The organism is Streptomyces piniterrae (assembly GCF_005048155.1).
Lineage (GTDB): Bacteria > Actinomycetota > Actinomycetes > Streptomycetales > Streptomycetaceae > Streptomyces > Streptomyces piniterrae.
In genome coordinates, this window is sequence record NZ_SUMB01000012.1 from 208,954 (window position 1) to 222,548 (window position 13,595).

General features: G+C 68.8%; 13 protein-coding genes and 3 pseudogenes. 11 read left to right on the forward strand and 5 right to left on the reverse strand.

What is annotated here, in order from left to right:
* Window positions 1-134 precede the first annotated feature (134 nt).
* Window positions 135-962, forward strand: a complete 828-nt coding sequence (locus FCH28_RS30035) for a dienelactone hydrolase family protein (RefSeq protein WP_136743330.1) — start codon at window positions 135-137, stop codon at window positions 960-962.
* A 50-nt stretch (window positions 963-1,012) separates the two neighbouring features.
* Here the strand turns inward: FCH28_RS30035 and FCH28_RS30040 are convergent, their stop codons facing one another.
* The 3 genes and pseudogenes from FCH28_RS30040 to FCH28_RS30050 form a co-directional block, all read right to left on the reverse strand.
* Window positions 1,013-2,248, reverse strand: a complete 1,236-nt coding sequence (locus FCH28_RS30040; protein WP_169314285.1) for an ankyrin repeat domain-containing protein — start codon at window positions 2,246-2,248, stop codon at window positions 1,013-1,015.
* 82 nt (window positions 2,249-2,330) lie between these two features.
* Complete coding sequence (locus tag FCH28_RS30045) at window positions 2,331-2,810, reverse strand: OsmC family protein (protein WP_136743332.1); 480 nt, start codon at window positions 2,808-2,810, stop codon at window positions 2,331-2,333.
* A 61-nt stretch (window positions 2,811-2,871) separates the two neighbouring features.
* Window positions 2,872-3,456, reverse strand: a pseudogene (locus FCH28_RS30050) (class I SAM-dependent methyltransferase); the annotation flags it as partial.
* 887 nt (window positions 3,457-4,343) lie between these two features.
* On the opposite strand from FCH28_RS30050, the gene FCH28_RS30055 reads away from it, so the two are divergent.
* The 4 genes and pseudogenes from FCH28_RS30055 to FCH28_RS40140 all read left to right on the forward strand — a co-directional run.
* The gene (locus FCH28_RS30055) at window positions 4,344-5,129 is read left to right on the forward strand and encodes a helix-turn-helix domain-containing protein (protein WP_169314286.1); all 786 of its coding nucleotides are present in this window, start codon (window positions 4,344-4,346) and stop codon (window positions 5,127-5,129) included.
* 157 nt (window positions 5,130-5,286) lie between these two features.
* A complete protein-coding gene (locus FCH28_RS30060) occupies window positions 5,287-6,147 on the forward strand; it encodes a haloalkane dehalogenase (RefSeq protein ID WP_136743335.1) in 861 nt (286 codons plus the stop codon).
* 213 nt (window positions 6,148-6,360) lie between these two features.
* Window positions 6,361-6,837: pseudogene (locus tag FCH28_RS30065) on the forward strand (DUF4158 domain-containing protein); the annotation flags it as partial.
* Between the two features lie 79 nt (window positions 6,838-6,916).
* Window positions 6,917-7,027: pseudogene (locus FCH28_RS40140) on the forward strand (VOC family protein); the annotation flags it as partial.
* A 237-nt stretch (window positions 7,028-7,264) separates the two neighbouring features.
* Here the strand turns inward: FCH28_RS40140 and FCH28_RS30070 are convergent.
* On the reverse strand, window positions 7,265-8,107 hold the full coding sequence (locus tag FCH28_RS30070; RefSeq protein WP_136743337.1) for a helix-turn-helix transcriptional regulator: 843 nt from the start codon (window positions 8,105-8,107) through the stop codon (window positions 7,265-7,267).
* A gap of 125 nt (window positions 8,108-8,232) precedes the next feature.
* On the opposite strand from FCH28_RS30070, the gene FCH28_RS30075 reads away from it, so the two are divergent.
* From FCH28_RS30075 to FCH28_RS30100, 6 genes are all read left to right on the forward strand, one after another.
* Window positions 8,233-8,970, forward strand: a complete 738-nt coding sequence (locus FCH28_RS30075) for an SDR family oxidoreductase (RefSeq protein ID WP_136743338.1) — start codon at window positions 8,233-8,235, stop codon at window positions 8,968-8,970.
* 14 nt (window positions 8,971-8,984) lie between these two features.
* Window positions 8,985-9,461: a nuclear transport factor 2 family protein gene (locus tag FCH28_RS30080; RefSeq protein ID WP_136743339.1), complete on the forward strand. Its 477-nt coding sequence runs from the start codon at window positions 8,985-8,987 to the stop codon at window positions 9,459-9,461.
* A gap of 296 nt (window positions 9,462-9,757) precedes the next feature.
* Window positions 9,758-10,525: a dienelactone hydrolase family protein gene (locus FCH28_RS30085; RefSeq protein ID WP_136743436.1), complete on the forward strand. Its 768-nt coding sequence runs from the start codon at window positions 9,758-9,760 to the stop codon at window positions 10,523-10,525.
* 232 nt (window positions 10,526-10,757) lie between these two features.
* Window positions 10,758-11,120 (forward strand): MarR family winged helix-turn-helix transcriptional regulator, encoded by a 363-nt coding sequence (locus tag FCH28_RS30090; protein ID WP_014173936.1) that lies wholly within the window; start codon window positions 10,758-10,760, stop codon window positions 11,118-11,120.
* On the forward strand, window positions 11,117-12,550 hold the full coding sequence (locus FCH28_RS30095) for an MFS transporter (RefSeq protein WP_136743340.1): 1,434 nt from the start codon (window positions 11,117-11,119) through the stop codon (window positions 12,548-12,550). The genes FCH28_RS30090 and FCH28_RS30095 overlap by 4 nt, the downstream gene beginning before the upstream one ends.
* 33 nt (window positions 12,551-12,583) lie before the next feature.
* Window positions 12,584-12,877 carry a DUF1330 domain-containing protein gene (locus FCH28_RS30100; protein ID WP_136743341.1) on the forward strand — a complete coding sequence of 98 codons (294 nt, stop codon included), beginning with the start codon at window positions 12,584-12,586 and terminating at the stop codon, window positions 12,875-12,877.
* Between the two features lie 352 nt (window positions 12,878-13,229).
* On the opposite strand, the gene FCH28_RS30110 is transcribed toward FCH28_RS30100, so the two are convergent.
* A complete protein-coding gene (locus FCH28_RS30110; RefSeq protein ID WP_136743342.1) occupies window positions 13,230-13,541 on the reverse strand; it encodes a hypothetical protein in 312 nt (103 codons plus the stop codon).
* Window positions 13,542-13,595: the final 54 nt, after the last annotated feature.

The window sequence follows — 13,595 nt, forward strand, 5'->3', positions numbered from 1 at the left end:
CCCCCCGCCCCACGCAGAACCGCACCGGTGGAGGACACTTCCTGCGAGGACATGATCCTCACCGCTCTCACCCTGCGCGGAGAGCCGTACGCGATCAGCTTTCGAGCAGCACCAGACCAGGATGGTGGTAGTCCATGGCAGATCATGACCTGTCCGGTTTCGACCGCGGCACCTTCGCACACGGCGGCATCACCCGCCGGGTCCTGCGGCGCGGCACGGGCCCCGCGGTGATCGTGATGGCGGAAATTCCGGGGATCACGCCCAAGGTGCTGCAGTTCGCGGAACGGGTGGCCGCCATCGGCTGCACCGCAGTGCTCCCGGTGCTTTTCGGCACGCCCGGCCGCGATGCCGACCCCAATACCGTCGGCCGGCTGAAGGCCGGGCTCTACGTGGCCTCGTCGATAGGGAAGGTGTGTGTGAGCCGGGAGTTCACCGCACTGGCCACCGGGAAGTCCTCCCGCGTGGTGACCTGGCTGCGCGCCCTGGCCGCGGAAGAGCACCAGCGCTGCGGCGGCCCCGGCGTCGGAGCCGTCGGCATGTGTTTCACCGGCGGCTTCGCCCTGGCCATGGCCGCCGATGAGCGCCTTCTCGCCCCCGTCCTGTCCCAGCCTTCCCTGCCGCTGGCCCTCACCAAGAGGCGGGCCGCCGGCATCGACATCTGCGCCGATGACCTCGCCGCCGTCCGGGCCCGCTGCGAACGCGACGGCCTTCGTGTCATGGGGCTGCGTTTCAAGGGGGACAGGTTCGTACCGGGCGACCGATTCGCCTTTCTGCGCCGCGAACTCGGTGATGCGTTCATCGCCGTCGAACTGGACGACGCCGACGCGAACCCCGACGCCGCACTGCCGCCGCACTCCGTACTGACCGAGCACCTCATCGACGAACCCGGCCAGCCGACCCGCGCGGCGCTGGACGACGTGCTCGACCTCTTCCGTAACCGCCTGCTCCCGGCGGTGAACTGACCAACCACCAGTTCCCGTTTCAGTAACGGTGGCAGCCCCAGCCACGCGCGTCACAGCCGCCCGTCAGAACCCCCTTGGCGGTGACGACACACCTCGTCCAACAACCAGTAGTACGGGGAACCCTCGTCGGCGGGTTCGAGGCCCCGCAGGATCTCCTCACCGCGCGGATCGTCGCGCAGCGCCAGCTGCGCCGCGGCCGTGACCCGTACGCGTTCGTCCCCGTCGGCGAGACATCCGGCGAGGGCGTCCGCGGGGGCCGCGGAGTGCGCGGGAGCCAGGGCGAGTGCCGCGCACGCCGCCTGACGGACCGCGGCGTCCTCGTCCCGGGTGCGCGCCAGGACGGCGGCCAGCGCCTCGGGATTGCCAGCCCCGACTGCACTGCGCAGCCCGGACACCGCCAGCTGCCGGATCCTGCCGTCGGGGTGGCGGGTGAATGCCGGCAGCGACTCCTCGGCGCGGGGGTCCATGGCGTCGCTCAGTCCGGCGACGAGAATCCATGTCACACGTGGATCCGGCTCCCGCGCCACCCAGGGCAGGAACAGGTCGGCCAGCAGCCCGTCGAACGGCGCGTCCTTGCTCTCGTCGAAGAGGTTGAGGCGGAGCACCTGGGCGCCGAAGTACCGCTCCAACGGGTCAGGACGGTGCCGCAGGGCGGCGGCCGCCGCCCGGACGGCGGGGTCGTGACGCTGCTGGAGCACGGACGTCGTCGCCCACCACACCGCGTGGTCGTGGTCCGGTTCGGCCAGGGCACGGGACATCAACTCGTCGAACGACGGCCTGATCCCGTACTTCGGCTCCAGCTCGGTGAGGATCGCGGTGTGCCCGGTACGAACCGTAAGGCCGCCCAGTGACAGCTCCGCACAGCTCCCCCCGAACTCACCCTGGACGGTCCTGGACCCGACCGACTCCGACATCCCACTCCTGCGGCGCAGCTCGGCCACGGCGCCTGTTTCATGCCAGTACCGGGCCAGCGCCAAAGCGTCACGCCCTTCGGCGTCCTTGTGCCACAGCTGCGCACCACCGCCGATGAGCGCCGCCGTGATGTCGTACGCGCCGCGGTCGATCGCGCGCAGGAGGGGAGTACGACCGTCGGCGGAAACGCTGTCCAACCGGGCCGACGACATCAGGAGCTCGACGACCGTCAGGTCGAAGGCGTCCACCGCCAGGTGCAGAACGGGCGTACCGTCCCCGTCGACGGCGTCGGGGTCGGCCCCCGCTTCGAGCAGTGCGGCAACCGCCTTCGCGTCCCCGTTCCGTACCGCCGCTATGAGTGACTCATCACCCACGTCCGTCGTCCCCAATTCCCCGTCCCCACTTCCCCGTTCCCACTTGGTAACCGACTGCCGTGGTGAGGCCGGACGGACTCCGTCAGCTCTCCTGGACCCGAATCACGGGTGCGTGGGTGATGGGGAAGTTCACCGAGCGGGCGATGAAGCACAGTGCGGGTACGTCCCCGTGCAGCGACCGGGCCTTCTCCGTCATCGACGCGTCGGCGACCGTCACCTCGGGGCGTAGGACAACCTCGGTGATCTGTCCTCCGCCGCCGCTCTCGTCCATGGCCATGACTCCATGGGCGTGGTCCTCGTAGTCGGTGACGACGACCCCGCCGACAGCACAGAGGTGGAGGTACCAGAGCATGTGGCACTGAGCGACGGAGGCGACGAGCAACTCCTCGGGGTTCCAGCGCGCGGGGTCGCCGCGGAACGCGGGATCCGAGGAGGCGGCGATCCCGGCCTTGCCGTCCGCCAGTACTTCGTGATCCCGGCTGAAGGACCGATAACTGTCCGTCCCCGAACCGAGGTTGCCCGTCCACTCGACCGTGACGTCGTACGTATGTGTTGTCGTCATGGACCAGAGCTTAGAAGGCGCTGAGGGTGACGAAGACGCTGAGGGGTGCTGAGGATGCTGATCACCGACGTAGAGATCGATGCGCCTGCGTCGGCCGCCGAGCGACGAAGACGAACTCCTTGCCGGGCCGGTCGGGCGCGCCGCGAACCTCTTGCAGGACGTAGCCATGCCCGACCAGGTCCGCTTCGGCTTCCTGTCGGTCACGGAACCTGAGGGTCGAATCGGACGTCAGCACCCGCCCGTCCGCGGCGAACACATAGTGCCCGCGAAATGTCACCAACGGCTCGTCGACCTCGACCAGTTCGACCCAGCTCTCGACCGTACCGACATCCGGCACCTCCACAACCCTGTGGGAGGCTTCACGGTTCCACTCCGCCCAGGCGCGCCGGGACGGGTCCCGGGTCTCGAACACCAGATGACCGCCCGGCCGCAGCGCTTGATAAGCCTCGGTCAGGGTCCTTTGCCATGTGAGTGGGGTGACGATTTCCTGGGCGACGTTCGCCGTCATGGTGACGAGGTCGACCTCCAGCGGCGGGAGCACGGTCGCGTCACCACAGAGCCAACGAACCCGGTCGCCGCCTGGTTTGGCCCGTGCCACATCGATGGAGGCGCGGGCCGGATCCACACCGACGACCTCGATACCGCGCAGAGCTCGTCAGCCATGCGGCCGGAGGATAGCGGCTGCCGTCCGGCGCGAGGCCTTGCCCGGCGGTGGCCCTAACCTCCAACAGCGCTGATCACACGTCACCCCGCGTGCTCACCCGCGTGGCCTGCCGCCCCGACGGCACCGAAGACGCCGCCCCCCCCATGCCCCGCCTACCAATCAACGCCTCCTCGCGTGTGGCTTCGGCGAAACCAACCCGGAAAGGATTAATCGCGCAGCGCCATATGCCCCGAAAAGTAGCGGATATCTCGCGTCAAACCGGAACGAATATCCGCGCTGGTGGCGATCGGTGACTCAATACGCTGAGCGCGGGCCCCGGAGTCTTGGTGTTCGCACCACCAAGGGGGCCCGCGCTTTTCCACAGCTACCGATCACGAGAGGTAACAGCATGTCCCCTGACCGATCATGGGCGAGGCGGTTAACGCAGACCGTCGCCCGTGCTCTCAACCCTAAGGTGCGCCTGGCGAACCGCGTTTCCGGGAATTGGGCGAGCAACGAGCACGATGAACCGGTTAACGCGACCGTCAGCGCCTTTCTCGCTCTGCGGCGCGGCCCGATCATCGTGATCCACGCCGCGCCGAAGCCGTCCTGGCTGGATGCCCTCACGGCCCTCACAGCCCTCGCAGTGCCTGTGGCCTGCGCGTTTGCGCAGACTGCGGTGCAGTCTTCGTAAGGACACGGCCCCGGGGGCGGGGCGGCACACGCGCCGCCCCACCCCCGGAGTTTCTTCCAGGAGATCGGTCAAAGGTGACCGCCAGTGCCACGGAAAAACGGTGTACAGAACCCGTTTCGTCACCGGCGAACGAAGGGAGACGCCCGACATGGGCAGCCGGCCAGCCTCCTTCTACGACTGCAAGCACTGCCACACGGTGGTGCAGGCCCCGGCACGCCCGGGACGCCGCCCGGAATATTGCAGCGCCCAATGCCGCCAGTCTTTCCACCGGCTGAAGCAGCAGCGGAACCGAACCGCCGCCGATCCCGCCCGCGATGAAGCTTTGCTCGACCTGACCTTGGACCTCCAGGAGGAAGTCCGCCACGTCGTACGTCTGGCGGCCATGGACGGCGATGCCGAGGGTGCCATTGCCGCCGTGCAGTCCGCGGCCCGAATGAAGGCCCAGATCGATGCCGTGACGGCCGGCCTCGTCCAACAGGCCCGCGCCCGAGGCGTCCGCTGGGAGGCCGTCGGCCGCGCCCTGAACGTGAGCCCGGAAACGGCCCGCCGGGTCCACCGCAGGGAAACGGCCACACGGTTGGTGCAACGCATGGTCGGATGGCGCCGAACCGACCTCCCGTCAGCTGCCGACGTCCTGTACGGCTCCGCAGGAACCGAAGGCCTCGAAGAACTAGGTGGGCAAGCCCCTGCCGAACGCCCGGAACCCGGACCGCTGCCCCTGTCACCGCAAGCGTCCAACCGCCTCGCGCCGACGCTCTCACTCATGCAACGGAAAGCCGGGATCACACTACGAAGGCTGGGCCAGCGCACCGGTGTCTCGGCGAGCTATCTGTCCCAGGTGCTGGCCGGACGGAAGTTTCCGAGCCGAGCTCTCACCAAGCGCTTCGCCGAGGAGTGCGGTGTCGACGCCGCCGAGGTCATGACGATGTGGGAACAGGAGACCAGGGGCAGGACGACGGCAGCGTATGAGGGCCTGTTCTGAGCCGGGATCACGGTTTTGCTCTCTGTCCATCTCGACAGCACCACCGCCACCGCCACCGGCCGCGTGGCGAGCATCTCACTGGTGCATCCACCGAGGGCACCGAACCGCAGTCGATTCGGCCGTAGGGTCGGTCGAAGCCTTCGGACAGGACGACGCGATGATGATCGACTTCACCCCGGACAAAGCCCTCTACCCCTTCGAATCCCGCTGGTTCGATTCATCCGCCGGCCGAATCCACTACATAGACGAGGGATCCGGAATCCCCATCCTGTTCTGTCACGGCAGCCCCACGTGGAGTTTCCTCTATCGCAAGATCATCGGCGAGCTACGCGACCGGTTCCGCTGCGTGGCGGTCGACTATCTGGGCTTCGGTTTGTCGGAACGGCCGCCGAACTACGGTTACACCATCGCCGAACACGCCACTGTCATCGGCGAATTCGTCGATCATCTGGGGCTCGACCAGTTCGTGATCATGGGCCAGGACTGGGGCGGACCGGTCGGCACTGCCGTAGCCACCAAGCGAGCCGACCGGGTTCGTGGGCTGGTGCTCGGCAACACCTTGTTCTGGCCGGCGGAAGCCTGGACCATGAAGGCCTTCGGCCGGGTCATGGGAAGCCCGCCGATGCAGCGGCAGATTCTGCGCAACAACCTCATAGTTGAGCGTTTCCTGCTCGGTGAGCTGCGGAACAAGCTCAGCGCCGCCGAGGCCGATCACTACCGCAAGGTGCAGCCGTCCCCCGAAGCCAGGCGCGGCATCGCCGTCATGCCCCAGCAGATCCTGGCTGCCCGCCCCTTGCTAGAGCAGCTGGCCACGGACGTGCCCGCTCGACTCGGCAACAAGCCGACCCTCCTGGTCTGGGGAATGAAGGACATGGCTTTCCGCCCCGCGGTGCACCTGCCGCGGATGCGCGGCACCTTCACCGATCACAAGGTTCTCCAACTGCCCGACGCCAGGCACTACATCCCCGAACACGAGCCCGGCGAGATCGCCGAAGCCATCACCGAGCGTTTCCTCTAGAACCTGTTCTGAGCCGGGATCACGGTTTCGCCGTTGTCCCTCCGCGGATCGGTGAATCGCCTGAACCGGCGTTGTGAGGGGCGTGACCGAGATACGCGCCAAAGGGGCAACGGGATGATCTCGAAGCCCTGAGCGCCCGTCGGCCGTCACCCATTCGGCTCAGTTCAGTGTCGTTGGTGGTGATGTTGAGCGTCATCTGGCCTGGGGTGGGTTGTGACATCGATCGAACGGACCGGGTATCCGTGGTTCAAGCGGCTGATCACCGCGCATGAGCTGCATCTGTTCTTCTCCCCGAGCCGTGATGCGCTGGAGTGGGCGGCCGATGCCACGGACTGCGATGAGCATCTGCTGGCGCTGCTGCTGATGCTGAAGTCGTACCGGCGTATGGGGTGTTTCCCCGCACTGGAGGACGTCCCGGAGATGGTGGTGGACTTCGTCCGGCGCGCGGTGGCGCTGCCGGAGGGCACGCTGCCGGTGTACCGGGCGGAGCGGACCGCCAAGCACCACCGGGGCCTGGTCCGCAAGCAGGCCGGCGTGACGTACGACCAGGCCAAGGCCCGGCAGATCGTCGAACAGTCGATCCGCAAGGAAGCCGCGGCGAAGAACCGCCCGGCGGATCTGATCAACATCGCGCTGGAGAAGGTGGTGGATGCCGGGCTGGAGCTGCCCGGGTTCTCGACCTTCGACAAGATGGCCTCGAAGATCCGCACCGAGGTGAACGCCTCGATCTGCACGGGTATCCACGACCGCATGAGCGCTCCTCAGCGGGCGGGGCCCAGGCGAGATCAACAACGGGTACGGCGGTCGAGGCGTGTACTTCAAAGACCCCGCCGGTCATGCGATTGAGCTGATCACCCGCCCGTATCTGTCACCGAGGTAGGACCTGGTCGGGTGCGCGAAACAGCGCGCTCGACCAGGCGGTCATCTGGCCGAACTCCACCCTTTCCCCAGGGCGTCGCTCGTTATCTAGGGCTATCGCGCAAACTTGCAGGTGAAAGGCGCGCAAGCCAGTTGGGCATGTAAGGCACGTTCAGCCCCGATCATGCGGCGGCGCCGCGGTTTACGTCCGGCGTGAGGTCCGTAGATCCGTTGTGCTCACCGTGCCACGCACAGGCTGTCACCCGGCGGACCGAGAGGCGCGGTTCGTTGTGGCGTGCACGGAGCCGAGCAGGCTGAGTGCCTCGGCGCTGGGGCTGCCGTGTTCGGCGTGGTAGATGATCAACTGCTGGCCGGGGGCGTCCCGCACGTCGAATGCGTGGTGGGTGAGGGTCAGGCCACCGACGTCCGGGTGGTGGAAGTGCTTGTTTTCCCGGGTCTTGCCGCGCACGGCGTGGGTGTTCCACAGCCGGGCGAAGTCCGTGCTGCGCGTGCTGAGTTCGCCTACGAGAACTCGTAGGCGTGGACTGCCGGGATCGACGCCGGACGCCTGGCGCAGGTGCCCCACTACCATCTCGGCTGTCCGGTCCCATCGGGGGTGGAACGGCCGACCTGCCGGGTCGAGGAAGACCATGCGGGCCAGGTTGTCCGTCGGTTCGAAGGGGGAGTACAGCGCCTCGGTCAGGGCGTTGGCGGCCAGGATGTCCAGGGTCGGGTTGATGACGAACGCCGGAGTGCTGGGGTAGCCGTCCAGCAGGACGCGCAGGGCGGGGGCGACCTGGTCGGTGGCGGCGACCGGCCGCTGGGACGGTGCGGTTCCGGACAGTTGGTGAAGGTGTGCCTGGGCGTCTGTGCCCAGCAGCAGCGCGCGGCTGAGCGCATCCACCACCTGCGCGGACGGGTGGCGTTCGCGGCCCTGTTCCAGCCGGGTGTAGTAGTCCGCGTTCACCCCTGCCAGTACGGCGACCTCTTCGCGGCGCAGCCCGGCGACCCTCCGCACGCCATGGCTCGGCATCCCGACCTCGTCTGGCCGCACGGCCGCACGGCGCGCCCGCAGGAACTCACCCAGCTGGTTGTCGGTCATGTGCCCAGGCTAGGCCGCGGGACCGGTGTGCTGCCTGGGTGTAGCGCACCCAGGCAGCACACGGCCTGGGCCGTGTGCAACACCTCGCCCAGACTCGGTGCCCTACCAAGAGATAAGGGGCAGTCATGCCGGACCAGACAGTCAAGGTCGTAGCGATCACCGGTGCCAGCAGTGGGATCGGCGAGGCGACCGCCCGCCGGCTCGCCGCCGACGGCCACCGCCTGTTCCTGGGAGCACGGCGCACCGATCGCCTGGACCAACTCGTCACGGAGATCACCGCCACGGGCGGCACGGCGGCGACCCAGCGCCTGGACGTCACCGAGGCCGCCGACGTCCAGGACTTCGTGGCAGCGGCCACAGAGCGCTACGGCCGCGTGGACGTGATGGTCAACAACGCCGGGGTGATGCCGCTGTCGCCGCTGGAGGCGCTCAGGACGGAGGAGTGGAACCGCATGATCGACGTGAACATGCGGGGTGTCCTGCACGGCATCTCCGCAGCCTTGCCCGTGATGCGCGCGCAAGGCGGCGGGCACATCGTGAACATCGCCTCCGTCGGCGCGCACGAGGTCTCTCCCACCGCCGCCGTCTACTGCGCCACCAAGTTCGCGGTCCGTGCGATCTCCGAAGGCCTGCGTCAGGAGTCCGCCGGTGACGTCCGGGTCACGCTGGTCTCGCCGGGCGTCACGGAGTCCGAACTCGCCGACAGCGTCGCGGACCCGGCCGCCCGGGCGGCCATGCGGACCTACCGCGCCGTGGCCCTGCCGGCCTCCGCGATCGCGGACGCCGTCGCCTACGCGATCTCCCAGCCGCCGCACGTCGACGTCAACGAGATCGTCGTACGACCTGCAGCGAGCGCCCAGTGACGGAAGGAACCGGAATGCTGCACACGCCCGCCCTCGACGACCTGACGCGCAGAGTGCGGGACCTGGAGGACCGGGACGCCCTGCACGCCCTCATGATCCGCGGCTGGCGGGCACTGGACCGCAAGGACTGGCGGACCTGGTCCGCCTGCTGGGCCGAAGACGCCGTGCTGGAGTTCGGGCCCTGGCAGCGAACCCAGGGAAAGGAGGCCATTCGCGCGAAGGTGGAGGAGGCCGAGTCGCCTTACACGAGCATCCAGCACCACATCCTCAACATGCACGTAGACGTGGCGGGCGACCGGGCAACCGGGATCGGATACATGTGGTTCGTCGCCGTCACCGCTCCCGGGAGAACCTCCGCCCCCTACTCCATGGGCGGCCCCTACGACTGGGAGTTCCGCCGGAACGGGGACGGCTGGCTCTTGGCCCGGCAGCGACTCGGGGTCTTGTGGACCGACGGCGACGACACCCTGCGAGCCTTCGAACCGGAGTGACCGGGACTACGTTGTCGACTGCTCGGTGAATCAACACGCTGGGCCGCGCGGCAGCTTCACCGCCGGCCGATCAAGTGCTTGCGGCCGCCGCGCGCCCCAGAGACGCCACCATCCAGGATGAAGTGGCCTCAGTCTGCTGACGAGGAGGCAGCACGTCGATCACCCCGGCCGACCAAGCGGGTCGAGCCTCGTGAGCCCTCGCCGTATTTCCGAGGGATACCCGCGCTGTTCTGCCAGCGGCAGAACACCGGCCGGACCGGGCTCGACGATCACTACAGTCCAGTCTCATGACGACGATTACGACGATTACGACGCGTACGGTCGAGTATCCGGCCGACGGTTTGACGATGATCGGGCACCTCGCGCTCCCGGCCGGTGTCGACCGCCGGCCCGCGGTGCTGCTAGGACCAGAGGGCATGGGGCTCAGCGACGTCGAGCGCCGCCGGGCCGATGCTCTCGCCGAACTGGGATATATAGCGCTGGCCTTCGACCTTCACGGCGGGCGCTATTTGGGCGACCCCGAGGAGATGCTGGCCCGTTGCCTGCCGCTGCTCGCTGATCCCGACCGGATGCGGGGCATCGGGCATGCGGCGCTCGACGTGTTGCGCACCGAACCGCGGACCGACCCCGACCGGATCGCCGCCGTCGGCTACGGCACCGGGGGCGCCGTCGGGCTGGAACTCGGGCGCGGCGGCGTCAGCCTGCGTGCGATCGGGACAGTCAACGCACTGACCACGGGCCGACCGGGCGAGGCGGCGCGCATTCGCTGCCCGGTGTGGGCCGGGGTCGGGTCGGAAGACCCGATCATGCCGCCCGCGCAACGGGACGCGTTCACCACCGAGATGCAGGCCGCGGGCGTCGACTGGCGCCTCACCGTCTACGGCGGCGCCTTGCACGCCTTCCACCACCCGCCGGTCGACCACCCCGCGGTCCCCGGCGTCGGCTACCACCCACGGCACGCGCAGCGAGCCTGGCGCGACGTCGTCGACCTGCTCGCCGAGTGCCTGCCCGTGACGGAGGATCTGGGGCACGACCCAGGTGAGCATGCTGGCGCCGGGCACTGACAGTCCACTCCCCTCAAGTCCGGCCGTGCTGATCGACGGCACCCTCATCCCCGTCACCGGCTCCCAGCGGTCGAGGCCGCCCGCGCCAGTCGGCCATTTCCATAAAGTATGAATATAAAAATGCTATGCTTCGAGCATGAGTCGTCAAGACACCGCTTCTGGCGCGTCCGCCGCCATCGGGGCAGCCCTCTACGGCCTGGCCACCAGGGCCGCGAGACGCCTGCCCCGGGACATGAGCCTGACGTCCGCCGCCACCCTGGCCACCCTTGACCGGACCGGCCCGCGGCGCATCACCGATCTGGCCGCGGTCGAGGGCGTCACCCAGCCCGCGATGACCGCCCTGGTCCGGGTGATGGAGGAGTCCGGCCTGGTCGAGCGGCGGGGCGACGCGTCCGACAAGCGGGTCACGCTGGTGTGCCTGACCGAGGCCGGCGCGTCCTATGTCCGGACGCGGCGCCAGGCGGGCGTCCACGCGTTCGAGCGGTTGATCGGCGAGCTCACCGGCGACGAGGTCGAGGCGCTGGTGGCGGCCCTTCCGGCGCTGAAGCATCTGGCCGAGCTCGAAAGCCAGGACCGCGAAGGGCCGAAGCAGTGACCGGGCAGCCGGTCGGCGGGGTCGCGGTGAAGGCGTTCGCGGTGGCGCGCTCCGAGGCGCGGCTGCTGGTCCCCGCCCTGATGTTCATCGCTCTGGTCGTGGCGGCGGTCGCCAGCCTCGGGACGCCGCTCATCACCAGCGTGGCGACCTCGTTCCACGTCTCGCTCGGCAGCGCGCAGTGGACGCTGACCGTCGCGCTGCTCAGCGGCGCCGTCGCCACGCCGGTCCTGGGCCGGCTCGGAGCCGGCCCGCACCGGCGGGCCACGATCCTCGCCACGCTGGCGGTCGTCGTCGCCGGCAGCGCGCTCACCGTGCTGCCGCTGCCGTTCGCGTGGCTGCTGGCCGGCAGGGCGGCCCAGGGCGTCGGGCTCGGGCTGACGGCGCTGATGATGGGCGTGGCCCGGGACCACCTCCCCGAGGAGCGCAGCGCGGCCGTGATCGCCCTGATCTCGGTGGTCTCGGTCATCGGGGCCGGCGTCGGCTACCCGCTGGCCGCACTGCTCGCCGAGCTCGGCGGGGTACGGGCCGCCTACGGCCTCGGCCTGGTCGTCACCGCCGCCGCCCTCCTGACCGCGTGGCGCTCCATGCCCGAAGCTCCCGAAGGCCGCTCCGCCCACGTGGACGTGGCGGGCGCGGTCGTCCTGGCCGCTGCGCTGCTCCTGGTGCTGTTTCTCGCCGGCGAACGGAATCTGTGGAGCCGGCACCTCGTCGTGGCGGCGGGCCTCGCCGTCGTCGCGGTGGTGCTGCTCTGCGTCTGGGCCGTCATCGAGCTGCGCAGTACGACGCCCCTGGTCGATGTGCGGGCGGTGCGGCACCCGGCGGTCGCCGGGGCGAACCTCGCCATGTTCGTCGCCGGGATCGGCATGTACCTCCTGCTCACGCTCATCACCCGGTACGCGCAGACGCCGCACGGCGCCGGCTACGGCTTCGGGCTGACGACCTTCGTCGCCGGGCTGGTCCTCATCCCGTTCTCGGTCCTTGGGTTCGTCGCCGGCAAGCTCACGCCGCGGATCCGGACGCGGATCGCCGACCCCCTGCTCCTGGCCGGCAGCGCCGTCGTGGTCGGCGGCGGGTTCGCCCTGTTCGCGGCGGCCCGGTCGGACCTGGCCGAACTGTTCGCGGCGATGGGCGTGCTCGGCTTCGGCGTCGGCGGCTTCTCGGCCGCGATGCCCGGCGTCATCCTGGCCGTCACCCCCAAGAGCGAGACGTCGAGCGCCATGAGCTTCAACTACGTCGTCCGCAGCGTCGGGTACTCCCTGGGCAGCGCCATCGGCGGCCTGATCCTCGCCGCGGGCACCGGCCCCGGCCACCTCTTGCCCGACGACAGCGCCTACACCACCGCGGCGCTGGTCGGCATCGGCGCCATGGCGATCGCGACGCTGACAAGCCTCGCTCTCGCCCGCCGACGCCCGTCCGAGACCAACCCGTAAGTCAGATGCACTCATCCCAACACTGGAGGTTCCATGCCCAAGGGCTACTGGGTCAGCGTCTACCGCACCATTTCAGACCCTGAGAAGCTGGCTGCTTACAACAAGCTGGCCAGTCTGGCCGTCGGGCCCATGGGCGGTCGGACCCTCGTCCGTGGCGGTCGGGTCGTGGCGTATGACGCCGGAATCGCCGAGCGCACCGTCCTGGTCGAGTTCGACAGCTTCGAGCAGGCCGTCGCGGCGCGCGAGAGTGCGGCCTACCAGGAGGCGCTGGCCGCCCTCTCCGACGGCGTCGAGCGCGACTTCCGCATAGTCGAAGGCATCGACTGACCGAGATCCAGTCGGATCTTCACTGAAGGTCCACCATCTTGGTTTTAGCTGGTGCGGCTGCTGGTGTGGCGGGGTTCGTGGGTGCTCGTGCTCGTGCTGGTCGTGGGCGGCTGTCTTCGGTCTTGACCGTCTGTCAGCGGTCGAGTTCGAGGGTCGTCAGGACGAGCAGGGCGCGGAGCAGGTTGGTGGCGCGGGCGGGGCTCGTGCGGAGTTCGGTGAGGATGCGCCAGGTCTTCAGGTGCGCGAAGCCGTGCTCGACGGGGGCGCGGCCGGCGCGCGGCCGACCGGTTTAGGTCGGTCCGGCGTTACAAGCCGGATGCCGCCCGCACCAACCGCGCGGCCCCGCCCGCGGCTACCGTTCGATCACCCGGTAGGAGAGTGTGTAGTAGGCGTCGTCCTCGGTGAACTTCATCTCGCCGTAGTCGCCGAGCACGATCTGCTCGCCGAGGAGGTCGTCGTCATCGGTGCTGTCGTACTCATACATGCGGACGGTCGCGACGTCGCCCTGGTACGTGAAGGTCTGGTCGATGTCGCGCTTGTTGTCGTCCTCGCTGATGCTGGTCGAGTAGACCTGGTCACCATTGATCGTGATGTAGATGTCGTCCTCACCATTCCAGTCCTCCTGCTTGACGCATTCGAGCCGGACGAACTTCACGACACCCATAGGTGTTTCCCCCTCATGGCTGGTGGTGCGACCTTGTGAGAGTGATCCTTCCTG